The 21,987-nt window shown below is 33.1% G+C and carries 25 protein-coding genes and 1 tRNA gene; 5 read left to right on the top strand and 21 right to left on the bottom strand.

Annotated features, from left to right (window positions below; genetic code table 11):
* Window positions 1–4 precede the first annotated feature (4 nt).
* The 8 genes from AC3WRL_RS20405 to AC3WRL_RS20370 all read right to left on the bottom strand — a co-directional run bounded on the left by AC3WRL_RS20405 (window position 5) and on the right by AC3WRL_RS20370 (window position 6,102).
* On the bottom strand, window positions 5–514 hold the full coding sequence (locus tag AC3WRL_RS20405; RefSeq protein WP_261509805.1) for an NADH-quinone oxidoreductase subunit NuoE family protein: 510 nt from the start codon (window positions 512–514) through the stop codon (window positions 5–7).
* 100 nt (window positions 515–614) lie between these two features.
* On the bottom strand, window positions 615–1,838 hold the full coding sequence (nuoD, locus tag AC3WRL_RS20400) for an NADH dehydrogenase (quinone) subunit D (protein WP_214828444.1): 1,224 nt from the start codon (window positions 1,836–1,838) through the stop codon (window positions 615–617).
* Between the two features lie 71 nt (window positions 1,839–1,909).
* Entirely contained in the window at window positions 1,910–2,404 is a 495-nt protein-coding gene (locus AC3WRL_RS20395) for an NADH-quinone oxidoreductase subunit C (protein WP_214828447.1), read from the bottom strand.
* Window positions 2,405–2,410: 6 nt separating this feature from the next.
* Complete coding sequence (locus AC3WRL_RS20390) at window positions 2,411–2,971, bottom strand: NADH-quinone oxidoreductase subunit B (RefSeq protein WP_214828460.1); 561 nt, start codon at window positions 2,969–2,971, stop codon at window positions 2,411–2,413.
* 65 nt (window positions 2,972–3,036) lie between these two features.
* Entirely contained in the window at window positions 3,037–3,408 is a 372-nt protein-coding gene (locus AC3WRL_RS20385; protein ID WP_089029016.1) for an NADH-quinone oxidoreductase subunit A, read from the bottom strand.
* Between the two features lie 115 nt (window positions 3,409–3,523).
* On the bottom strand, window positions 3,524–4,474 hold the full coding sequence (locus AC3WRL_RS20380; protein ID WP_492331137.1) for a T9SS type A sorting domain-containing protein: 951 nt from the start codon (window positions 4,472–4,474) through the stop codon (window positions 3,524–3,526).
* A 168-nt stretch (window positions 4,475–4,642) separates the two neighbouring features.
* A complete protein-coding gene (locus AC3WRL_RS20375) occupies window positions 4,643–4,819 on the bottom strand; it encodes a hypothetical protein (protein ID WP_214828467.1) in 177 nt (58 codons plus the stop codon).
* 149 nt (window positions 4,820–4,968) lie between these two features.
* Window positions 4,969–6,102 (bottom strand): GTP cyclohydrolase, encoded by a 1,134-nt coding sequence (locus AC3WRL_RS20370; RefSeq protein WP_214828470.1) that lies wholly within the window; start codon window positions 6,100–6,102, stop codon window positions 4,969–4,971.
* Window positions 6,103–6,207: 105 nt separating this feature from the next.
* On the opposite strand from AC3WRL_RS20370, the gene AC3WRL_RS20365 reads away from it, so the two are divergent.
* Window positions 6,208–6,918, top strand: coding sequence for a zinc metallopeptidase (locus AC3WRL_RS20365; protein WP_214828473.1), 711 nt, complete (start codon window positions 6,208–6,210; stop codon window positions 6,916–6,918).
* Here AC3WRL_RS20365 and AC3WRL_RS20360 read toward each other — a convergent pair.
* The 9 genes from AC3WRL_RS20360 to rbfA all read right to left on the bottom strand — a co-directional run bounded on the left by AC3WRL_RS20360 (window position 6,915) and on the right by rbfA (window position 15,255).
* Entirely contained in the window at window positions 6,915–7,517 is a 603-nt protein-coding gene (locus AC3WRL_RS20360) for an IMPACT family protein (RefSeq protein WP_492331136.1), read from the bottom strand. The genes AC3WRL_RS20365 and AC3WRL_RS20360 overlap by 4 nt on opposite strands.
* A 93-nt stretch (window positions 7,518–7,610) precedes the next feature.
* The gene (locus tag AC3WRL_RS20355) at window positions 7,611–7,787 is read right to left on the bottom strand and encodes a bacteriocin-like protein (RefSeq protein ID WP_214828479.1); all 177 of its coding nucleotides are present in this window, start codon (window positions 7,785–7,787) and stop codon (window positions 7,611–7,613) included.
* A 53-nt stretch (window positions 7,788–7,840) separates the two neighbouring features.
* Window positions 7,841–8,014, bottom strand: a complete 174-nt coding sequence (locus AC3WRL_RS20350; protein WP_261509802.1) for a bacteriocin-like protein — start codon at window positions 8,012–8,014, stop codon at window positions 7,841–7,843.
* Between the two features lie 70 nt (window positions 8,015–8,084).
* On the bottom strand, window positions 8,085–9,113 hold the full coding sequence (gene ribD / locus AC3WRL_RS20345; RefSeq protein WP_492331135.1) for a bifunctional diaminohydroxyphosphoribosylaminopyrimidine deaminase/5-amino-6-(5-phosphoribosylamino)uracil reductase RibD: 1,029 nt from the start codon (window positions 9,111–9,113) through the stop codon (window positions 8,085–8,087).
* 62 nt (window positions 9,114–9,175) lie between these two features.
* On the bottom strand, window positions 9,176–10,978 hold the full coding sequence (locus tag AC3WRL_RS20340) for a DUF349 domain-containing protein (RefSeq protein ID WP_214828485.1): 1,803 nt from the start codon (window positions 10,976–10,978) through the stop codon (window positions 9,176–9,178).
* A gap of 75 nt (window positions 10,979–11,053) precedes the next feature.
* Window positions 11,054–11,791, bottom strand: a complete 738-nt coding sequence (locus tag AC3WRL_RS20335) for a shikimate dehydrogenase family protein (protein ID WP_492331134.1) — start codon at window positions 11,789–11,791, stop codon at window positions 11,054–11,056.
* A gap of 61 nt (window positions 11,792–11,852) precedes the next feature.
* Window positions 11,853–13,637 (bottom strand): endonuclease, encoded by a 1,785-nt coding sequence (locus AC3WRL_RS20330; RefSeq protein ID WP_492331133.1) that lies wholly within the window; start codon window positions 13,635–13,637, stop codon window positions 11,853–11,855.
* A gap of 49 nt (window positions 13,638–13,686) precedes the next feature.
* Window positions 13,687–14,892: an ABC transporter permease gene (locus AC3WRL_RS20325; RefSeq protein WP_492331132.1), complete on the bottom strand. Its 1,206-nt coding sequence runs from the start codon at window positions 14,890–14,892 to the stop codon at window positions 13,687–13,689.
* 3 nt (window positions 14,893–14,895) lie between these two features.
* Complete coding sequence (rbfA, locus tag AC3WRL_RS20320) at window positions 14,896–15,255, bottom strand: 30S ribosome-binding factor RbfA (RefSeq protein ID WP_214828523.1); 360 nt, start codon at window positions 15,253–15,255, stop codon at window positions 14,896–14,898.
* Window positions 15,256–15,346: 91 nt separating this feature from the next.
* Here rbfA and mce point away from each other — a divergent pair, with 91 nt between their 5' ends.
* Window positions 15,347–15,742 (top strand): methylmalonyl-CoA epimerase, encoded by a 396-nt coding sequence (gene mce / locus AC3WRL_RS20315; protein WP_492331131.1) that lies wholly within the window; start codon window positions 15,347–15,349, stop codon window positions 15,740–15,742.
* 65 nt (window positions 15,743–15,807) lie between these two features.
* Window positions 15,808–15,881 (top strand) — tRNA-Ile (locus AC3WRL_RS20310).
* 570 nt (window positions 15,882–16,451) lie between these two features.
* Here AC3WRL_RS20310 and AC3WRL_RS20305 read toward each other — a convergent pair.
* The 4 genes from AC3WRL_RS20305 to AC3WRL_RS20290 form a co-directional block, all read right to left on the bottom strand.
* On the bottom strand, window positions 16,452–17,282 hold the full coding sequence (locus AC3WRL_RS20305; protein WP_261509795.1) for a GLPGLI family protein: 831 nt from the start codon (window positions 17,280–17,282) through the stop codon (window positions 16,452–16,454).
* Window positions 17,283–17,424: 142 nt separating this feature from the next.
* A complete protein-coding gene (locus AC3WRL_RS20300; RefSeq protein WP_261509793.1) occupies window positions 17,425–17,670 on the bottom strand; it encodes a hypothetical protein in 246 nt (81 codons plus the stop codon).
* Window positions 17,671–18,411: 741 nt separating this feature from the next.
* A complete protein-coding gene (locus AC3WRL_RS20295; RefSeq protein ID WP_261509791.1) occupies window positions 18,412–19,254 on the bottom strand; it encodes a GLPGLI family protein in 843 nt (280 codons plus the stop codon).
* A gap of 73 nt (window positions 19,255–19,327) precedes the next feature.
* The gene (locus AC3WRL_RS20290) at window positions 19,328–19,597 is read right to left on the bottom strand and encodes a hypothetical protein (RefSeq protein WP_261509789.1); all 270 of its coding nucleotides are present in this window, start codon (window positions 19,595–19,597) and stop codon (window positions 19,328–19,330) included.
* Between the two features lie 334 nt (window positions 19,598–19,931).
* On the opposite strand from AC3WRL_RS20290, the gene AC3WRL_RS20285 reads away from it, so the two are divergent.
* Entirely contained in the window at window positions 19,932–21,668 is a 1,737-nt protein-coding gene (locus AC3WRL_RS20285) for a helix-turn-helix domain-containing protein (RefSeq protein ID WP_492331130.1), read from the top strand.
* A 125-nt stretch (window positions 21,669–21,793) separates the two neighbouring features.
* A complete protein-coding gene (locus AC3WRL_RS20280) occupies window positions 21,794–21,982 on the top strand; it encodes a hypothetical protein (RefSeq protein ID WP_261509787.1) in 189 nt (62 codons plus the stop codon).
* The last annotated feature ends 5 nt before the right edge of the window (window positions 21,983–21,987 follow it).

Raw genomic sequence — 21,987 nt, 5'->3', positions numbered from 1 at the left:
TTAATTAATCCAAAGCAACTTGTCCCTCTCTGCAAAGATCAAGGATTTCGTCTACTTTTTCTATCGTTAAATTTTCATGAAAGAATTTTCCCAACTGCATCATCGGCGCATAGCCACACGCACCAAGACATTCAGCGGGTTTTAATGTGAACATACCGTCTTCAGTAGTTTGTCCATCCTTAATATTCAGTTTAGTTCTGATATGGTCTAGGATTTTTTCGCTTCCGCAAACCATACAAGGTCCCGTTCTGCATACCTCCAAAACATATTTACCAACTGGCTTCATATTGAACATCGTATAAAAAGTAGCTACTTCATATACTTCAATTGGCTGAATACTCAATAATTCTGCAACATAATCCATTACTGGAACATCCAGCCATCCTCCGAATTCTTTCTGTGCTAAATGCAGAACAGGAAGAAGAGCAGACTTTTGTCTTCCTTCAGGATATCTCGCGATAATTTTATGTACTTGTTCTAAACTTTCCGGTTTAAAAGCTATTGTTTCGCTCATTTTATCTAAGATTTCAGATGTCAGATTTCAGACATCAGATTTTAATTTATCTATAGCGCTAAGAGTCTGACATCTGATATCTGATGTCTTACATCTTATTTTATGCGTCTAATTCTCCTGCAATAATATTCATACTACACATTGTTACGATCGCGTCAGAGATCACAGAACCTGTAATCATCTCAGGATACGCCTGGTAGTAGATAAAACATGGTCTTCTGAAGTGCAACCTGTAAGGCGTTCTTCCACCATCACTCACTAAATAGAATCCTAATTCTCCATTTCCGCCTTCTACAGCATGGTAAACCTCACCTTTAGGAATTTCAGTTTCTCCCATTACAATTTTGAAATGGTAAATCAAAGCTTCCATCTTATTATAAACATCAGCTTTCTCAGGAAGATAAAAATCAGGAACATCAGCATGGAAATCACCCTCAGGAAGATTGTTATATGCTTGTTCGATGATTTTAAGAGATTCCCATATTTCCTGTTGACGAACCATAAAGCGATCATAAGTATCACCTGCAGTTCCTACAGGAATAATAAAATCGAAATCCTGGTAAGACGAATAGGGTTGCGCAACTCTTACATCATAATCTACACCTGCTGCACGTAAGTTAGGACCTGTAAAACTATAACTTAAAGCTCTTTCCGCAGAAATAGCTCCTGCTCCAATGGTTCTGTCCATAAAGATTCTGTTTCTTTCCAAAAGCTGACCGAATTCAGCAAACTTTTTAGGGAAAGTTTTTAAGAAATCTTTAATTAATTCATGACATTTTGGCGTCAAATCTCTTTCGAAACCACCGATTCTTCCCATATTGGTTGTCATCCTTGCTCCGCAGATCTGCTCATAAATATCATAGATACGTTCTCTTTCAATGAACATATAGGTAAGTCCCGTAATTGCTCCAGCATCCATACCTGTTACTCCATTACAGATCAAGTGATCTCCAATTCTTGCCAGCTCCATAAGGATAACACGAATGTAGTCAACACGCTTAGGAACTTCAATTCCTATCAGTTTCTCAACAGTCATATGCCAACCTAAATTGTTAATAGGTGCAGAACAATAATTCATACGATCCGTAAGGGTAGTGATCTGGGTGAAATTTCTTCTTTCAGAAATCTTTTCAAATGCCCTGTGAATATATCCTACGGTTTGCTCAGCATGAAGAATTCTTTCTCCATCCATGGTTAAGACGTTTTGAAAGATCCCATGAGTAGCAGGGTGGGTCGGACCTAAATTGAGGGTATATAACTGACCGTCAATTTGCTCCTTACTTTCGTATTGGTTAAGTATATTAGATAATGAGTTATCTTTCATAATATATAATTGATAATTGATAGGCGATAATTGATCAGTAATCAATCATCAGTAATCATTATATTTTTATTCTATCTTCCGAACATGCTATCGTTCTTGTCAGTTCTGGTACCATCTTCAAGACGATATTCCTTCAACATTGGGTGATATCCAAGATCTTCCATATTTAAAATAGCTCTTAGATCAGGATGTCCCTTAAATTTAATTCCAAAGAAATCAAAAGTTTCTCTCTCCATCCAGTTAGCTCCGGCATATAGTTCTGTAAGAGAATCTACTTCGATATTTTCTCTCGACATGAATACTTTAAGACGGATTCTGAAATTGGTCATCATGTTGTGTAAATGATAAACCACTCCGATTTCTTTTTCAGGGAATTCAGGATAATGGATTCCACAGATATCTGTAAGGAAATTGATTTCTAAAGAAGAATCTTTAAGATAATGAACCACCTTTTTGATATCATCTTTTTTAACTTCGATGGTCAGCATTCCGTAAGGTTCTGAACTTGAAATTACAGTTTCCGGAAATTCTCTTGTTATTGCTTCTAATACAAATTCGTTCGTCATCTCCGCTTAGTTGCTTATGTTGTAAGAATCTAATAAATTCTGGTACTCAGGCATATCTCTCCTTCTGATGCTTTCGCTTTCGGCAAGAGCCTGAACCTGCATTACGCCTTCTATGATCTGCTCTGGTCTTGGCGGGCATCCAGGAACATAGACGTCTACCGGAATAATTTTATCAATTCCCTGTAAAACAGAATAGGTGTCAAAAATACCACCACTAGAAGCGCAAGCTCCTACTGCAACCACCCATTTTGGCTCTGCCATCTGAGTGTATACTTCTTTTAGGACTGGGCCTAATTTCTTAGATATAGTTCCACAAACCATCAACATATCTGCCTGTCTTGGTGAGAAAGAGTTTCTTTCCATTCCAAACCTTGATGCGTCATATGTTGGGTTTAGGGTAGCCATAAATTCGATACCACAACAAGAGGTTGCAAACGGTAACGGCCAAAGAGAGAACTTTCTTGCCATCCCGATTACACTGCTCAATTTCGTTGCGAAAAAACCTTCTCCTTCAAATCCTTCCGGAGCCGGTGCATCTGTTCTTATTATTGGTTTTTGATCTGACATTGTCTTTGATTTTAGATTTTGAATTTTAAATTCTGGATTCAAAATTCATCATTCATAATTTTACTTTATTTATCCCAATCAAGGGCTCCACGTTTCCATACATAGATAAATCCTACGAAGAAAATAGCAACGAATGTTAGAACCGCAAGGAATCCTTCAAATCCGAATTCTCTGAAGTTAACAGCATATGGATAAAAAAATACAATTTCGATATCGAATAGGACGAACAATACCGCAGTAAGGAAATATTTGATGGAAAAAGGGGTCCTGGCATTTCCTTCTACCGGAATACCACATTCCCAACTTTGATTTTTCACAGAATTTCCTTTCTTCTGACGAGGTCCTAAGAAATGCGCTCCAAGTAACGAAACAGCTACAAAACCAATTGCAACGCCGGCTTGAATAAGGATTGGAATATAACTTTCAGGTAAATTCATTTTTGCATTATTATCTCAATTTGCAAATTTAGCGAATAAACAAGAAAGCATGAAATTAATAACCTTAAATGTGGAGTTAAAATAAGGAAAACTGGTAATTTAGAATGAATAAAAATTAGGGAGTGATGATTATCTTTTTTGTGTATTTTTCTCCTTTTTTAGTAGCAACCGTCAAAAGATATTGTCCATCAGCGATATTTGATACATCCAGTTTTTCTATGTTGTTTTGATTTGAAAAATCTTTAATAAGTCTTCCAGAATTGTCAAACAGCTGTATTGAGATGATTTGCTGGCGTTCAAGGTTGGTGTTATAGATAATGCTGCTTTTTGTTGGATTAATCACGTCGAAATAAATACCTGCGGTACTCGTCTCTTGAACGCCTAAAATAGGAGTACATGTGGATTTCACATCGGTTAAGTCATAGTACGTTGCTGCACCGTTAATCTGATAACCATACGTTCTGATTGGTGGCCCAACTTGTTTATTAATCATATCCAGCTCATGTAGGGTAGAATTCCATCCTGTAGAAGCTATAACATAAACCTTGGAGTAGCTTCCATGATTAATTGAAAAGGCTGAGAAGAAGTTTGATAATGCTCCGAAATTGATGAATGGGCAGCTTGCGGAAGGTGTATTCATATTGATTTCAAGTATACCCGTTAAAGTAGTTACGAAGAGCCTCCTATTATAAAAAAAGAGATCTCCTGCTACATACTGTCCGGAAGGCAAATCGCCCATATACGAAAATGTACCAGTGCTAATTTCATATCTGTAAAGCTTGGATGGGGCTCCTACGGCATATAAGTAGGGGCCGGAATCAGAAATTAAAGCCCTAATTGCACCAGGCGAAGGAGTGAAATCCCCAAGAAATTCACATGTGGCATTGGAGCTGTTTTTCCTGTATAATGATCCCGAAGTAGTTACATAATATAGATTGTTGGAAACGTCTATAGCAATATCCGTATAAACTTCGTTCACAGGGTTTGTAGGCACACAGAAAGTTTCTTCTATTTGGCTTGCATTTGAAACATTAAGTTTGTATACTTTGTTTACAGTACTGGACATGTTTAAAGTAGAGCTTACGTAAAATTCCTGTGAACATAATTTTATAGAAATAAAAAATAGGCCAAAAAAAACTGTTTTTAATATTAAGTTCATGGTATACAGTGTATTAGTGTATTGTAAAAATAAAAAAATATTTTTAACAAACGAAAAATAGTCTGTAAGGGGTATTTATTTCTTCATTTTTTTCAGAAGAGAATAGGCCATGAATGAAATATAGCCAAAAAGAATACTGGCATAAGCAATGTTAATTACCGTGTTCGTTTTATCGTCTCCATTTTGAAAAAAGAAATTGTAAATGATAAATCCGGCGATGAGGATTGCAAAGACGATAAGATGTGGTTTCATGGGACGAGAGTTGTAGGTTTGGAGTTGAATTGCTGTTTGGACTTACAAGGTACGGTATGTGTAGTTCAAGTTGGAGGAAGTAGAAAATTGAGATTGTCAGTATGTTCTTACGTCTTTTACTCAAATCTTGTAACACAAATCCCGAAACTTTAGTTTTCGTTTATGATCATCGAATACGTTCTTCTTCTCTTATGGTTCGTTGGATTATAATCCTGCCAAAGAACCTGTACACTTTTGTTTTCTTCCAATTCAGGATTTGTTTCAGCAAAATCGATTCCCATACTGGTAAATCTCACAAAAATTTCTTTAAAAATAATCGCTGTAACTCCTCTTCTCTGGTATTCCGGATGAATTCCAATAAGATAGAAATTCGCACGGTCATTCTTCTTGCTGGCTTGTAAGAAATGCCACCATCCAAAAGGAAATAATTTACCTTTTGCTTTTTGTAAAGCCTTTGAATACGAAGGCATTGTAATAGCAAAAGAAACCAATTGCTCATTTTCATCAACTACGCAAATCACATAGTTTTTATCAATAAAAGGAAAGTATTTTTCCCTGTACGTTTTTATCTGTTCATCTGAAATCGGTGTATAAGTAGAAAGGTGTTTATAGGTTTCATCTAATAGTTTGAACATCGGTTCAACAAAAGGTAGAATTTCCTCTTTTGATTTGAAGTTAAGAACTTTAAGCTTATACTTCTGAGCAATTAATCCACTGAATTTTTCTACTTTTTCAGGTAAGATCTTTGGGAAATTCATTTCATATTCTACCCATTCCTTTTCCTTAGTTAGGCCAAGATCTTCAAGGTGCTTTGGATAATATTCGTGGTTGTAGATTCCGATCATTGTTGCCAATTTGTCAAACCCCATTGTCAGCATTCCTGCTTTGTCGAGATTTGTAAAACCCATTGGTCCTTCGATCATATTAGTATTATGCTCTTTAGCGTAATCTTTTGCTTTTTGAATTAATGCTTCAGAAACTTCTTTATCGTCAATAAAGTCGATCCAACCGAAACGGACTTTCTTGATCCCTAATTCTTTTTCCTCTTTATGATTGATAATTACCGCAATCCTTCCAACCACTTTGTTGTCTTTGTAGGCAAGGTATTGTTTAGACTCTGAATAATTTAATGCCGGATTTTCCTTTGCATCCCAAATCTTCATTTCGTCTTTTATAAACGAAGGAACATAATATGGATTGTTTTTATAAAGATCCATTGGAAATTTTACAAATTGTTTTAATTCGTTCTGGGTTTTTACTTCTAGAATTGAAACTTTTGACATAGTTGTGTAGGGTAATTAAAAGACAAAGATAAATAATAAAATGTAATACTTTGGCACAGTTTTTACATCTTACAGGTTAAAAATATCTATAAAATTTTATAAAAAATGATTGGTTATTATGTAATTATTGGGATTACAATGCTGGTGAGCTGGTATGTTTCATCAAAATTGAAATCTAAATTTGAATACTATTCCAATGTACACCTTCGAAATGGCCTTTCTGGAAAGGAAGTGGCTGAAAAAATGTTAAGAGATAACGGAATTAACGATGTTCAGGTAATTTCAGTTCCCGGACAGTTAACAGATCACTATAATCCAGGGGATAAAACAGTTAACCTTTCAGAAGGGGTGTACATGCAGAGGAATGCAGCTGCCGCCGCAGTAGCGGCACATGAATGTGGACATGCTGTACAGCATGCAGTGGGTTATTCTATGCTTCAGCTAAGATCAAAATTGGTACCTATTGTTAATATAAGTTCTAATTTGATGCAATTCGTAATTATGGCAGGTATTGCTGTTATGTTTGCAAGCAGGACTATTGAAAATCCAAATGGGAATGCCACTGTATTAGCAATTGGTGTTGCGTTATTTGCCGTTACCACTCTTTTCGCGTTTATAACTCTTCCTGTAGAATATGATGCAAGTAACAGAGCGATGAAATGGTTGAAAGATACCGGAACAGTTACTGCTGAAGAATATGTGGGAGTACAGGATAGTTTAAAGTGGGCAGCAAGAACTTATGTCGTGGCTGCTATTGGATCTTTGGTACAACTTCTGTATTGGGTTTCTTTATTGATGGGGGGAAGACGAAATTAATCTTTGAATTCAAAAGAAATATACTGCATCTCAGATAATTTATCTGAGATGTTTTCTTTTTGAGCTGTTTTTAAAGAAGCGGTAAGAATACAATTTTCGTTAGCATCAAAATTTAAAACTTTAGCATCAAACTTCGATAGTAAGGTAAAAATCGTATTCTGCTGATTAAAATTAAAGTGAATTTCAATTTCTGTTTCTAGTTCTCTGGTAATAATGTTAGTTTCTTCTAAAGTGAATTTTGCAGATTCCTTATAAGCTTTTACCAATCCTGAAACACCCAATTTTGTTCCACCATAATAGCGAACCACAATCACCAATACATTGGTAATTTCATGAGCTAGTAACTGATTGTAAATTGGTAGCCCTGCACTTCCGGATGGCTCACCATCATCATTAGCACGATAATTTTCACCATTTAAACCCATTCTGAAAGCATAGCAGTGATGAGTTGCTTTCGGGTGTTTTGTTCTTACTTTTTCTAAAGCATCCTTAAGTTCATTGTCATTATGTACGGGATAAGCAAATCCAATGAATTTGCTTCCTTTTTCTTTTATTAAAGTATTTTCGATGGGTTTTTCTATCGTTTTGTATTCGTGCATTTACCTGGTATCGTTTAGGATTTACAAAATTAAGATTTTACATAAAAAAAAGAGCGTTTCCGCTCTTATAATCAAATATCATTTTTAATGTTGTTAGCACGCTTCAGGAAAACTTCCTTCAACCCAAGCTGGCGGGCAGCTCATATCCTGAGAATTATTACAACATTGCATTTGTAAAGATGGCGGATAAGTAGTACAACATAACGGTGGTCTCATTCCTCCGGATACTTTTCTTAAATTCTGTCTTGTGATTTTTTTTAGATTTTTCATAATAATAAAATGTTTAGTTGAAACTAATGAATTATTCGATATAAGTTGGATTATTATCCACAATAGTCCAAAGGGAGAAGGCATTTATAACTTGTTGGCCCACAGAAATCTGTCGGACAGTTGTCTCTGCAGCTTGTAAGATCCCCGTTAGGTAAAGTGCATGTTACAAAAACTCCACCGGTAATGGTTTTTAAATTGACCCTGGACATTTTTTTCAAATTTTTCATAATATGTATAGTTTAGTTTGAACCAAATTAATCATATTATTTCAAATAACTGTGATTATTATAAAAAGAATTAATGACTATTAGACAAATAAAAAGACAAAGTGTTATCTCTTACTGTTTGTATTTTAATAGGTTTTGGATTTAATTCAGGAGCCCTTGTTCCATTTTCAAGTTTTAAATTATCATTCTTAATAACCATTGCTTCATCCCAAAGATCGGAATCAATGAATTGCTGTAAAGTAAACCGGCCGCCTTCAATAATAACTGACTGGATTTGCTCTTTATACAAAGCATTCATTAGATCTGAAAGAAAATTCTCCTTTCCAATTTTGATCCAATGGATATTGTTCTCAGATCCTTCTCTAATAGAATTAAAAACAAGAGTCTTCGCTTCATTGTTGAAGATCTTAAAGTCACCGGGAACTTTTAAATCAAAGTCGATTAAGATTCTTACAGGATTTATTCCTTCAACATTTCTTACAGTTAAACCAGGATTGTCATTTAATGCAGTTTGAGTTCCCACGAGAATGGCGTGCTCTTCTCCCCGTAACTGATGGACAAATTGATTGACTAGCGAATTTGAAATAGAAGTGGGTTTGAAATCTTTATCCAAAAACCCATCAGCAGATTCGGCCCATTTTAAAATAATATAGGGTCTTTTCTTTTCATGATAAGTGAAAAACCTCTTGTTAAGTTCGATACATTCTTTCTCTAGAACTCCCGAAATTACTTCTATTCCTGCATCCTGAATGATTTTTTTTCCTTTTCCATTCACCTTATCATGAGAGTCCATCGCACCAATAACGACTTTTTTGAATCCCAGTTCTTTAATTTTTAAAGCACAAGGAGGAGTTTTTCCGTAATGTGCACAGGGCTCAAGAGAAACATAAATTGTAGATTCAGGGATAAGATCTTTATTGACTACAGAATTGATGGCATTGATCTCAGCATGAGGTTCTCCGGCTTTATGATGGTAGCCTTCTCCGATAACTTCACCATTATGCACAATAACACTTCCTACCAATGGGTTAGGGTACGTTTTTCCCAAAGCCTTTTGAGCCAGTTCAATGCATCTTTTTATATATAATTCGTCCTGCATAGTATTAAAAAAAGCGAAGACAAATTTCTTTGCTTCGCCTTTTTATTGTTTTTTTTTATCAATTAGTCTCCAACAATAATATTGTGAAGATTTTGTTTTAAAGTTTCCAGATGAGCTTTCTTTTCGTCGATTGTGTTGAAAGTATCTGCTAATAAAGGATTGTCTCTTGACGGCTTGTTGAAGAATGCTAAATTGTTTTCTAATTTTACAATTTCAGACTCCAGGTCAGAGATCTGGCTCTTCATTTTTCTAGCCTTATCTGTCAATTGATTTTCAGAAAGACCTTCTTCTTTCAACTCAAGTTCATTGATCTTATTAAGTTTTAACTTTTCTCTTAAAGTTTTATTGAACTCAGAATTGATGCCGATCTTATCTCTAGGTACCTTTCCAATATTATTCCACGCTGTTTTTATAGCTTCGATCTTTTCGATACTTCCTTCGTCGTTAGAAATGGTTTTCAATTCCTCAAGAAGTTCTTTTTTCTGTTTGTGGTTTTCCTTCCAGTTATCAGTAGAAGCATTACTCTTCTCTCTGTAATTATTGAAGAAAGTATTACAAGCATCACGGAATTCATCCCAAATTTTATTGGTCATGCTTTTAGGAACGTGACCAATTTTTTTCCAGTCTTCCTGAAGCTTTTTAAACAATGGAACAGAGATATCCCATTCTTCATTATTCATATTGTCCTGAGCGGTCTTGATCAATTTTAATTTTTCATCAAGATTCGTTTGCTGGGAGCCTTTTAATGATTTATAATAATTGTTCTTTGTTGTATTGAAGCTTCTTAAAATAGTCTTGAACTCATTCCAGTTTTGGTTGGATAGCTTTCTTGGAACGCTTCCTGTCTTTAAAAATTCAGAACGAAGATCTTCAACTCTTTTTATTGCATTTTGCCAGTAGTTATGATTTGGCGTTTCAGCAGGCTCAGATAATTTTTTAATCTCAGCAATAACCTTGTTTTTCTTTTCAAGGTTGTCATTTTGTTCAGATTCTATCGCTGCCGAAAGTTCAGATTTTCTTTCGTGAATTTTGTTTGAAATCTCTTTAAATTCTTCCCATGTTTTTTCACGGAATTCTTCAGCTACAGGTTCTGCCTCTTCTTTCCAAAGTTTATGAAGATACTGTAGTTCATTTAATGCTTTTTGAATGACAGGTTCATTTTCAAGTTCCTTAGCACGGGCAATGATATGTTGTCTTTTTTCAAGGTTATGACCATATTCCTGCTCCAGGAATTCTTTATTTAAATCCAGCATTTGATAAAACTGATTCAAATGGTGGAAGTAATTATTGTTGAGAATTTTAAATTCAGATTTTGCCACCTGCCCGGCGTTTGACCAATCTTCTTTGATTTCGCGGATAGATTTAAACAAGTTGGTATTGGGCTCTGAATTGGTATAAAGATTTTTAAGTCTTTCGATAATACCCTGACGGTGATCAAGGTTTTTCTTCTGCTCTTCTTCCTGACCTTTCTGGAAGTTGTCATGTTTTTCTCTGAAAATACTTACTAAAGCAGAAAGTTTTGATTGTGAAGGATGCTCGTAGCTGAAATTCTCTGCAGCATTCCCTGCTTCTACATATTCATGCTTTTTGTCTTCCACTTCATCATGGATGTAATGACTTGCTTTTTCTTTTAATTGATTGAATTTTTTAACATCTTCACCAGCGTTAGCTGAGTTGATGATTTTTTCCATTTCTTTCAATGCATCGGCTAAAGAAATATCAGCATCAGCATGCTCTTCCAGATGTTCAGCATCATCGTGCTGAATTTCCTCCTGAGGCACAGTGTTTTCTGAGGTCTCTTCTTGTGATACTTCTGTAGAATTCTTATTTTCTTCGTTTTCAGAAAAATTATCTTCTGTTGTCATAGCAAATCTTTTATGTGAGTGGCGTTTAATATCTGTTGTATGTAGCTAAAAAGCCAATTAATGCACTAATTTATGTTATTTTTTTTGAAAATTCCAAATTTCCCAAGCTTTTTCTGCTTGCTGCTCAAGCATGTAATATCCGTTCACTGTTTTTGCTCCTTTTTCCGAAGCGTTAATAATGAACTGGGTGTAATTGGGATTATATATTAAATCGATGATTAGGTGTTCTTTAGACAATCCTTCAAAAGGAAATTTTAAACAATCTTTGGTATTAGGAAAGGTTCCCACCGGAGTAGTCTGAATAATCAGCTTGTGATTCTGAACGGTCTCTGCGCTAAGATTATCAAAATTTAATATAGAATTCCTTGAAACAATTTCTGAGGAAATCCCATTTTTATCTAATGCATATTTTACTGCTTTTGCAGCACCTCCGTTTCCAAGAATTAATGCTGAGTTGTGATGTGGCTTTTTATGAAGAAGTAATGTTTTTTCAAATCCAACGGCATCTGTATTATAACCTTTTTTCTTTCCATTTTGAATTAATACACAGTTCACAGCCCCAATTTTTTCTGCTTCTTCACTTAACTCATCCAGATAGTCAATGATCTTTTCTTTATAGGGAATTGTTACATTAAAACCTAAGAGCCCGGGTGTTGAGAATAAATCTTCTACTTCATCGATTTCCTTAAGATCAAAAATATCATAAGAAAACCCTTTGAGTATCAGTTTTTGGAATTTATTTTCGAAGTATTTTTTAGAAAAAGAATAAGAAATATTTCTTCCTATCAAGCCTAATTTTTTATTGGAATCCATCTATCAAAAATAAAAAAAAGACCGAATAAATCGGTCTTTAATGATTAAAATATTTTTATGATTATTCTACAATGAATTTTGTAGAAGTATGGTCTGTTTTAAGGATGTAATTTCCTTTAGCCAAACCTTTTAATTGGATTTTATTAGAGTTTTTGAATGGATTTACAATCACTTCTATTAATTTTCCTGACAGGTCATAGATCTCTGCTTTAGAAATTTTGCTCAGGTGATCACCCTTTACATAAAGTTCATTGTTCTTAACCGGGTTAGGGTAAACAACAAAAGAAGATTGGCTTTTCGTAGCGTCTGTCGTTCCTAAAGTTGAAGTACATGTCCAGCTAAGATCATCCATTGCAATCCTATTACTGCTGGATGATGTAGTGATAATTTTAATCACTGCATTTCCGGTAACGTTAATATTGTTAATGGTTGTTGTTGTAGCTGTTGCACTGTATGGTATTGTACCTACAATATTTCCGTTAACTTCAACACTCACTGTTCCTGCTGTTCCACTATATTTCAATTGTGTGGTTAATGTTAAACTTTGAACCCCTCCTGAAATTGTAGAACTCGTTAGTGTTCCATTACGGATCGTAATTGATTTTCCATTAATGGTTTCATCTGTTCTTGCGAATGTTGCATCCCATGTAATACCATTATTAGTCCATGTTCTATTAACGTATGAGCTAGGAGTAGCTGTTGGAATTGTATCAAATGTTTCTGTTCCACAGCTTGTGCCACCGGTTTGCCCAGGTAATGTAGTTTCTGTAGCAACATTACTTTGTGGCGAAGAATTACCTCCAGCATCTCTTGCGATCACATAGAAGCTATAGGCTGTAGAAGATAATAATCCTGAAACAACAGTTGTAGTTCCAGAAACAGTTGTTTTTAAAGTGTTGTTAGCATAGATGTCATATCCTGTCACTCCCATATTATCAGTAGCAGCAGTCCAGCTTAAAGAAACTGAATTGGATGTCGGATTGCTGGCGACAAGGTTTGTAGCTGCTGTTGGAGCTTGGTTATCCACTACTGGAGCTCCCCAGATTAAGGCAACATATTCAGGGTGATCAATATATGGATTTCTGTTTTTCTGATAAACATAAGCTGCATTGTTTCTTGAAACTTCTGTTGGAGACACAGGATCCTGGATATTCCAGGTTAATAATTGATTCAGTTCCCAAGCCTGAAGCCCAGGGAAAGCAGAACCACCAAGCATATTTCCGCTGCTAAAACCAGATAGCTGAGTTTCATATCTTGTTACAAAATAAAGAATCATTCTGGCAACATCTCCCTTAAAAGCATCAATAGGTTCGAAAACGATTCCTGAGTATCCCTGAGAAACAGAAGTTCCTAGCTTAGAGCCATTTAAAGAAGTGTAAGATGTTGTTCCTACTGTTCCAAAAGGATAATTGGATCTCATTCCATTTACTTTACCATCGGTAGCGCGAATGAAGTTGATATCAGATTTCATTGGAAAAGCTTCATTGAAAAGACTTTGAGGCACAATGTGTTCTCTGTTGTAGCAATCTCCTTCATTAGTATATGTTCCACATTGATTGGTTCCATACGTAAAATTGTAATGATCTGCACCAGTTGGGTTTTCGGAATAAATGTCTAAAATAGTTCCGTCACCTTCATAAAATTGATCACGGTCTGTGGTTTGATAACCTGTCCATAATCCGCCATATCCATGATCTTCATGTCCATTGGTGATAATTTCTTTCAATTTTGATTTTAGAGCGGCTCCGGTCAGTCCGGTAGTGCCATCGTAGTATCCTGCTGGTATTTGAGCAAATGCATTAATACATGCAAATACCAATAAAAAAGAGAATAAAATTCGTTTCATTGTATAAAAATTGGACGCCAAAGGTACAGAAAAATGAATCTTACGTGTATTAACTTTTAGTAATATACTCCTTGCTTATTTTTGAAAATACCCATGAAATTAGGAACCCGAAAAGGGATGCTGTAACGGCTACGATGAGATAATTTTTACCTACGATTTTTACCGGGAATGGAAGGGTTTCGTTGGCTTTAAAGAATTCGGTGAACAATTGGAAATAACACAATACGGTTCCCATAATAAGTCCTGAAATAATTCCTGAAACCACAATAAGAAGCCCTGTATAGAAGTAGATTCTTCTTAAATGGCTTAATGGAAATCCTAAAGAGATCAATGATCTTGCCTGTTCTTTTTTGTCAAGCTGCAGGATAATAATTGCACCAGCAAGATTAAAGGTGGTAATAAATATGACCAACGCAAAAATCAAATAGATGAAAAGCTTTTCTGTGTTGATCATTTTCCAGAAAGCAGCATTTTCTTCTTCTTTGGTTTTGATGTCAATAGTTTTGCCAATCGTGGTAAGAAGTTTAGCTTTGATCTGATCAGCATTTTCTGAATTCTTTAATTTGACTACAATTTGGTAGGCAGAGTTTTTTGGAAGACTCAGTAGCTGTTCTGTAAGTTCAATAGGAGAGATGATATAACTGTCTAACTGATCTTTTCCAGGAAAAATACCGGTGACAAGAATATCTCTTTTATTATAAATATCTTCTTCTTTATTAATGATCCCCAAGCCGGGTTTAGGCATAAAGATAGTGGCATAATCTTTTGAAGAAGCAACCGGAATCGATAATCTGTTATCTAAGGAATTTTCCATTAAGACCTCGTTTGAGTAGTCGAAACTTGGATAGCTTCCGTAAAAAACATCTTTATTAATTGGATTTACGATGGTATAGGCAGAATCAACACCTCTCAGATAGGCAATATCGCCTTTGCCATTGTAATTGATATATACTTTCTCTTCAATAACTCTTGAAAAACTGAGAATTTCTTTATTGTTTTTAAGAACCCCTTCAATTTTATTTAAATTCTTTAATGTTTTTCCTGACGAACTTTTTATTGTAAGATCGGCATGAAGATTAGAGATAAGATCTTTATTAAGATCTTCCAGCCCTGAGAAAACAGAAATAATGACAAACATTGCAGTCACAGCCACCATCATAGCTCCTACAGATAACCATGTAATAAAGGTAACGGCAGTGCTCCCTTTTTTTGATAAAAGGTATCGGGAAGCGATATAAAATGCAATGTTTTTCAAAATCTATAATACAGGATTGTCACCTTCACCTCTTAACTCTTTTTCCAGTTTTTCAACATCATCAAGAGATGTGTCAAGGTAAAAATTAAGCTGTGGGATAATACGAACCTGCTTAGCCATTTTCTGGCCAATGAAATTTCTGTATTGGGTTTTGTTTTCCTCGATCTCCTTCATAATATTAGGACGGTATTCCTGAGGAAAGATGCTTAAGTAAATTTTTGCGATTCCTAAATCTGCAGTTACTTTAACATCAGAAACAGAAACTAAAAAGTTCTGTTTGCTATCTGCAGCCTGTTTGCGGAACAATTCTGCGAAATCTTCCTGTATAATCTGTGCTACTTTTCTTTGTCTGTTACTTTCCATAATTTATGCAAATTTACTACTTTTGTTTGAATTGCTCATTTGAAATTTAATGGGTATATCAAATTTACGATTTAATTATAGTATTTTACTTATGAAGTTAGAACATATCGGCATTGCCGTAAAATCTCTCGGTATTTCCGATGACCTTTTTGAAAAACTTTTAGGAAAGCCTTCTTATAAAAAGGAAAGTGTAGAAAGGGAAGGCGTGGTTACTTCTTTTTATGAAACCGGAGAAAGCAAAATAGAGCTTCTTGAAGCCAGTAATCCTGAAAGTCCGATCTCAAAATTCATTGATAAAAAGGGCGAAGGCATCCATCATCTGGCTTTTGGCGTTGAAAATATCCTTGAGGAAGTAAAAAGGTTAAAAAAAGAAGGTTTCCAATTTATCTCCGAAGAGCCGAAAGAAGGTGCTGATAACAAATTAGTTGTATTCCTTCATCCCAAATCCACCAATGGAGTATTGGTAGAACTTTGTCAAGAAAAGTAATAAAAAGTTTTGTAGTGAAAGAAATTTTACTATTTTTGCAAGCACAAAATTTAACCAAGTTTTGAGGTCCTATAGCTCAGTTGGTTAGAGCACCTGACTCATAATCAGGTGGTCCCTGGTTCGAGCCCAGGTGGGACCACATATAAAAGCCACTTACAGTAATGTGAGTGGTTTTTTGTTTTATTGGGTGAAATATTCGAACACTACTGAAGGGCAGGTTAAAATTATCTGCTTTATAACAAACAAAAATCTATAAAAATGATTGAGTTAAATGATGTGTAATTATATAATTCAGAATAGTATCTTCTTAATCATCATTTTCCTTTATATGTATGTGATGTTAGATTTTAGATTTAGGAAGGATGATTTTGATTTTAAAAGATATGCCAAAAAAAGAAAAAAGCAATCTATGTTATCCTAGGTTATGGATGTTAATCGATGGCAAGCGGCCATATGTGCTTTAATATATTTTAAGCATCTTTAAAATTCATCTTTGTTAATCATTTTTAACTGGAGAAATTGTTGTTATATTAAGAAATTCATTTCCAAATTATAAATTCTTGTGATTGATTAATTTGCTCTTAGACTACAATAAAAACAAATCCGTCTCATTTTTTGGACGGATTTGTTTATGAAGTATTTTATCTTACAAAAAAAAAATTGAAAATAGTCGTTGTATTTTACTATCCTTTAATTTTTTTCAATATATCTAATCCTCTAATTCAATAGGATTATATCCTTTTTTTTCTGTTACATTTGTGGTTTGCCTTTTGGGTTCTTGTGAAAATACGGTGCCCATTTTTTCTAATTCATATTTAGCATTTTGTCTAGAACTTATTGCAGCCTGGGTCAATTCATTTTTTGTAACTAACTTAGGATTGCGGTATCGCGCCTTATTTACTGTTACTACTTTTCCTCTCAAATTAGAACTTGATATTGATTTTACCAATTCAAAATCATAATCTCCTGTTTTATCAGTTATTTTCACAATTAACCCAGGAAGACCACTAAATTTATAGGGGCCATAGGGAAAAGGAATATCAGTTGAGTACCAGGCTGTCCATTCTCTTCCTTTATAATGTACCTCTGCTTTTTTACAAGCAATTGAGTTAATTACTTTTGTTTCATTAATCAGTTTCCAATTATTAATTACAGGACTATTATACGATAGAAGAGTCATACCAACTGATTCATAAAATTGTGAGTTATCACTTGTTTGGATAATTAAAAAATTAAATTTTGATGATGGCAAACCTCTCATATCAATATTAAAACTGTCACCCTTTCTATTGTTGTATTGCTCCATAAAAATGGAATCAAATTTCAATCTATTTTCACTAATAAAGAAAGAACGTTTATCACTTATCTGCAATGAAAAAATTTCCTTCTGTTTATAATCATTGTTTAGGGTATTCGGCTTGTATTGAAGTAAATAAGTAAATTCGCCTCGTAACGAATCACCCGTAGCCGTTTGAGAAAATGATACAGAGAAAAAGAATAACAATATAATTGTTAAAATTTGCTTTTTTGTAAAATTCATAGTGGTTTCTTTAAAAACGATAAATCGTCCAAACAAAATTATTCTTTGGACGATTTCTTTATTATTTTTGATTAATAAAATTAATTAAGGCTTGCTCCTTAGTTCAGTTGCAGGCTCTAATTAATTTACAATACTCAGTAAGTTATAACTGACAATAATTATTTTGAATTTGTTGTCCCCAGTGTATCCATTGATCAGCAGTCCAATCCTGACAAGTATAGGCAGATGTACAGCTTGCTTGAAAAGTTGCACATTGCACTTCACGTTTTTTCTTCGACTTCTTTACATCTGTAATTTTTTTTGCTTTAGAACTTACTTTTTCTACATTTCCTTTAGCACTCACTAAGCCTGCTACACCAATGGCAGCAATAAATAACACTTTTTTCATTTTTTGATTATTTAAATTTAATAATTTTCTTTTGTCATACAAAACCTGACATGGTTTTTTGCTGATCAGCTTTTATACTTACATTTTGTACTGTACACATACAAAAATAAAATATCTGTGTTTTTACCTGAGACAAATATGCATCTGCCTTTTTTTTCTTACAAGTGAAGTATGTCGAAATTTATCAATTTTGGATTAATATCACTCAGAATTAATAAATATAGATCAAGTAGAGTTTCTGTTTTTACAAAATATAAGAGGGCTCACATACCGGATTCTTTAAAGACCAGGATCTTTAATCAGTTAGAAGAGGTTTTTTAATAAAGTCTTTCGGATAAATAAAAAGAGTGCTGGATTATATGCAAATTTTCTCTTATTGATGGAAAGGTCTCCTTAGTCTTAATTTTTTACTGAAATTAGGTTTAAAATAAGAGAAGTTGAAGACTGTCAAACTTCTTTCAAATGTAAGTTAGATCCTTTGCAATATCTCTATAAGAAATTGATGATCTCAAAGAATATTCTAAGAATAGCATATAACATAATAATCAAATTTGTGATTTATAGTAACATATAAACAGGTTCAATGTTTTATCAAAGCGCTTTACATCCCACTGTGCCAAAACTAATGAATTGGTATTTTAGCGTGGGTCTGAAAGTGTAGTATATGTTTGTCTGTTTCGTTTTTTTGCGAATGTTTCTAATTAAATATCACTTTTGCAATATTACATTATGTCTTTTCAACTATTTAACTTGTTCAATAGAATTTTCATCATTCATATTTTGTTGCTTTTGTTTTTGTATTTGTCGTAAGTTTTCTCTTTGTTCAGGTGCTATAGTTGTTTCCATACTTTCAAGTGTTCCAATCATGTTATTAGTGAAATTCTTTTTTGCTTCCTGTAAGTCCACTATAGAGGTTTCCTTAGCATTCTCATATCTACGCTTACTAATTGTTGTAACTCTGCCTTTTAATTTTCCACTTGATACAGATTTTACAAGTTCAAAATCATAATCTCCATTTTGATCTGATATTTTGATGATTAATCCCGGTAATCCAGTAAATTTATATGGACCATAGGTAAGAGGAATATCCGTAGAGTACCACGCTATCCAGTTTCTTCCTTTATAACTGACTTCAGCTTTTTTGCAGTTAAATGAATTTATTATTTTTGATTCATTAATAAGATTCCAATTATTTATTGTAGATTCTTTATAAGATAGTAATGCCATACCAACTTTTTCAAAATATTGAATATTTTTATTGGTTTGTATTATTGTGTATGGGAATTTTGTCTTTGGAAAAGATTTTCCGCTAAAATTTATATTTGTAGAACCACTCACGGCAGCTTTTTGAAATTCACTTTGAAATATAGAGTCGAATTTTAAAGCTTTCTCACTAACAAAAAATGCTCGATCGTTTAAAACTTGTAATGAAAAAAATTCTTGGTGTATATAGTTGGGAGTCGATTTATATATTTTTGCCTTTAATAAATATGTAAAATCAGCATTAATTGAGTCTTTTTTATCTGCTTGAGAATAAAATAAAGCAAATAAAAAGAATGTTAAAAATATTGATATTTTCTTCATAAGATTTGTTATAAAGTAGTAAAAACTGCACTTATAGCTAAATTTACTATAAGTGCAATAGATAATTTAAAAATTAATTACAATAATTTGTTTCAAGTGCTTCTGCCCAAGCCATGATTTGCGCTCCAGTCCAATTTGTTTGATTTGTTGTTGCAGGTATACCACAACTTGTAGTATAGTAGATTGGATAAAATTTCTTTAATTGAGAATTTTTCTTCAAACTTTTTGATGTGATTACTTTTTCACTTTTAAAAGTACTTAATTTTTCATTATTTGATGAAGTTGTATTAGCACTTATAACGCCTGCTGTTAAAATACCAGCAACTAAAATTACTTTTTTCATTTTTTTGATTATTTAAATTTAATAATTTTCTTTGTCATACAAACCCTGACATGGTTTTTTAGCTGATCAGCTTTTATACTTACATTTTGTACTGTACACATACAAAACAAAATATCTTTGTTTTTGCTAAGACAAATATGCGTCTGTCTTTTTTTTCTTACAAATGAAGCATGTCGGAATTTATCAATTTCAGATTGATATCACCCAAGATTGATAAATATAGACCCAATGAATTGTATTTTAATTGCCTGGTATTTAAATGTTTGATTGGCATTTTGGATAAATAATATGAAAAGAATCTTAAAATATGTAATATTGTATTTTGAAAATAAATATGAAAAAAATTCCCTTCGTTATCCTGTTTTTTCTTATTCAGAGTTTGTGTTTTTCACAAAGTATAAGAGGGTTTCACATACCGGATTCTTTAAAGACTAAGAGTTTTAATCAGTTAGAAGAGAATTATAATAAAGTTTTTCGGATAAATAATAAGAAAGCAGGATTATATGCAAATGTTATTCTAGCAAAAGGAAAGAAAGAAAAAAATGAAAACTTTATTTATGACGGTTATTACAAAATAGCACATATAAAAGGATTAACATCTGAAAACGGTCATCCTTATGCCGATAGCTTAATAGAAATAACAAAAAATGTTAATAATAAAGAATATCCAGCGAAGGCATATATTCTCAAAGGGATCTTACTGAATTATGAATTTGAATACAAAGAAGCATTAAATTATTATATTAAAGCTCAACAACTGTCCAAGGATAAGAACTTAGACCAATTTTTTTATATCAAAAAACTAATAGGAATTCTCAAAACAGCAACGGGTGAAAATGAAGATGCACTTCCTCTTTTCTTAGAGTATTACAACTATCAAAAACAAAAAATAAATACAAAAGATCAAGATATCAAAAGTTATATCGGTTCGATTTTTTCAGTAGCAAATTGCTATAATAAAGCAAAGCAATATATCAAGGCTCAAGATTATATCAATATAGGAATTCATGAATGTAACAAATATAAGGACTATACTCACTATCCTTATTTTATCTCTGGTACTGGAATTGTCAATTATTATTTGAAAAATTACAAGAAGTCTATTGATAGTCATTTGGAGGCAGAAAAAAGTTTTGTTAAGAATAATGATTATTGGAATTTAGCAATTACTTATTATTTTTTAGGAAAAAATAATTACGATACTCATCATGAAGAGGCTGCTGTAAAATATTTTATTAAGACAGATTCTGTTTTATCGATTTCCAGAAATTTTGATCCTATTACCAGGGATAGTTATGAAATTTTAATTGACTATTATAAAAAAAAGGGAGATAAAAAAAGTCAACTGAAATTTATTGATAAACTATTTTTTGCAGATAGTATTATCAACAATAGTAAACAATATTTGTCAAAGGAAATATATAAAAAATATGATACCCCAATTCTTATAGAGAAAAAAGAACAACTAATTGCTGATTTAAATAGTAAAAATTCATTGCTGTATATATATTTAGCAATAGGTACATTAATAATATTTGTTTTACTGTTGTTATATATTCAAAATGTGAAAAAAATAGCAGAATATAAAAAACAGGCCAATAAATTATTAGAAAAATCACGGATAACCGTATCCTTAGCTGTTGATTATAAGAGACGGAAAGAAGAAAGTAATATCATAGAACAAAAAGGGAAAAGTCCGTTGTCCGATAAAAGATTACAGGATATAAAAATGAAACTGGAATTGTTTGAAAAAAATAAAGAGTTTTTGCGAAAGAATATTACAGTTGATAGTTTGGCTAAGGATTTTGATTCAAATCGTGATTATCTGTCAAAATCAGTAAATGAACTAAAAGAAAAGAATTTTTCACAGTATCTGAATGAATTAAGGATTAATTATATTGTGGAGGAATTAAATAAGAATGACAAGTTAAGAAAGTATACAATTTCAGCTATTGCTGACGATATCGGTTACAATAATTCAGAATCTTTTTCTAATGCATTTAGAAAAATAACTGGAACTTTACCTTCCTACTACATCAAATTGCTGCGAGAAGAAAATGAGAAATTATGATGTTGATAATGATTGTATTACGGGGGTTTATGATACGAAATTGGTAAATTTCGAGGGCAATATTTTTGAAAAACTTAATAAAGTGAGTTACTTTGTAAAAGTAAATTATATTAATACTTTAAAGCATGAAAAAAGAGAACGAAATCGAGAAAAAATTATCTTTGAAAAAATTACAAATTGTTAAATTGAATTTAATTAGAGGAGGTGCTGGAAATTTGAATTTAATTGGAGAAGTTGGTGGAAATGATGGCGGAACAAACGGTGATACAACCGGGAGTAAAAATTGCCAGGCAGGTTTAGATACCAGATTATAAGATAG

The sequence above is a fragment of the Chryseobacterium sp. FW101-FHT12H09 genome, assembly GCF_058790395.1.
The sequence above is the reverse complement of the archived record's forward strand: the minus strand, read 5'-3'. Positions and strand labels throughout refer to the sequence as shown.

Bases quoted from the DNA above. Each gene is read 5' to 3' on its own strand.
- AC3WRL_RS20405 (WP_261509805.1), bottom strand. From the start codon at position 514: ATGAGCGAAACAATAGCTTTTAAACCGGAAAGTTTAGAACAAGTACAT.
- nuoD (WP_214828444.1), bottom strand. From the start codon at position 1,838: ATGAAAGATAACTCATTATCTAATATACTTAACCAATACGAAAGTAAG.
- AC3WRL_RS20395 (WP_214828447.1), bottom strand. From the start codon at position 2,404: ATGACGAACGAATTTGTATTAGAAGCAATAACAAGAGAATTTCCGGAA.
- AC3WRL_RS20390 (WP_214828460.1), bottom strand. From the start codon at position 2,971: ATGTCAGATCAAAAACCAATAATAAGAACAGATGCACCGGCTCCGGAA.
- AC3WRL_RS20385 (WP_089029016.1), bottom strand. From the start codon at position 3,408: ATGAATTTACCTGAAAGTTATATTCCAATCCTTATTCAAGCCGGCGTT.
- AC3WRL_RS20380 (WP_492331137.1), bottom strand. From the start codon at position 4,474: ATGTCCAGTACTGTAAACAAAGTATACAAACTTAATGTTTCAAATGCA.
- AC3WRL_RS20375 (WP_214828467.1), bottom strand. From the start codon at position 4,819: ATGAAACCACATCTTATCGTCTTTGCAATCCTCATCGCCGGATTTATC.
- AC3WRL_RS20370 (WP_214828470.1), bottom strand. From the start codon at position 6,102: ATGTCAAAAGTTTCAATTCTAGAAGTAAAAACCCAGAACGAATTAAAA.
- AC3WRL_RS20365 (WP_214828473.1), top strand. From the start codon at position 6,208: ATGATTGGTTATTATGTAATTATTGGGATTACAATGCTGGTGAGCTGG.
- AC3WRL_RS20360 (WP_492331136.1), bottom strand. From the start codon at position 7,517: ATGCACGAATACAAAACGATAGAAAAACCCATCGAAAATACTTTAATA.
- AC3WRL_RS20355 (WP_214828479.1), bottom strand. From the start codon at position 7,787: ATGAAAAATCTAAAAAAAATCACAAGACAGAATTTAAGAAAAGTATCC.
- AC3WRL_RS20350 (WP_261509802.1), bottom strand. From the start codon at position 8,014: ATGAAAAATTTGAAAAAAATGTCCAGGGTCAATTTAAAAACCATTACC.
- ribD (WP_492331135.1), bottom strand. From the start codon at position 9,113: ATGCAGGACGAATTATATATAAAAAGATGCATTGAACTGGCTCAAAAG.
- AC3WRL_RS20340 (WP_214828485.1), bottom strand. From the start codon at position 10,978: ATGACAACAGAAGATAATTTTTCTGAAAACGAAGAAAATAAGAATTCT.
- AC3WRL_RS20335 (WP_492331134.1), bottom strand. From the start codon at position 11,791: ATGGATTCCAATAAAAAATTAGGCTTGATAGGAAGAAATATTTCTTAT.
- AC3WRL_RS20330 (WP_492331133.1), bottom strand. From the start codon at position 13,637: ATGAAACGAATTTTATTCTCTTTTTTATTGGTATTTGCATGTATTAAT.
- rbfA (WP_214828523.1), bottom strand. From the start codon at position 15,255: ATGGAAAGTAACAGACAAAGAAAAGTAGCACAGATTATACAGGAAGAT.
- mce (WP_492331131.1), top strand. From the start codon at position 15,347: ATGAAGTTAGAACATATCGGCATTGCCGTAAAATCTCTCGGTATTTCC.
- AC3WRL_RS20305 (WP_261509795.1), bottom strand. From the start codon at position 17,282: ATGAATTTTACAAAAAAGCAAATTTTAACAATTATATTGTTATTCTTT.
- AC3WRL_RS20300 (WP_261509793.1), bottom strand. From the start codon at position 17,670: ATGAAAAAAGTGTTATTTATTGCTGCCATTGGTGTAGCAGGCTTAGTG.
- AC3WRL_RS20295 (WP_261509791.1), bottom strand. From the start codon at position 19,254: ATGAAGAAAATATCAATATTTTTAACATTCTTTTTATTTGCTTTATTT.
- AC3WRL_RS20290 (WP_261509789.1), bottom strand. From the start codon at position 19,597: ATGAAAAAAGTAATTTTAGTTGCTGGTATTTTAACAGCAGGCGTTATA.
- AC3WRL_RS20285 (WP_492331130.1), top strand. From the start codon at position 19,932: ATGAAAAAAATTCCCTTCGTTATCCTGTTTTTTCTTATTCAGAGTTTG.
- AC3WRL_RS20280 (WP_261509787.1), top strand. From the start codon at position 21,794: ATGAAAAAAGAGAACGAAATCGAGAAAAAATTATCTTTGAAAAAATTA.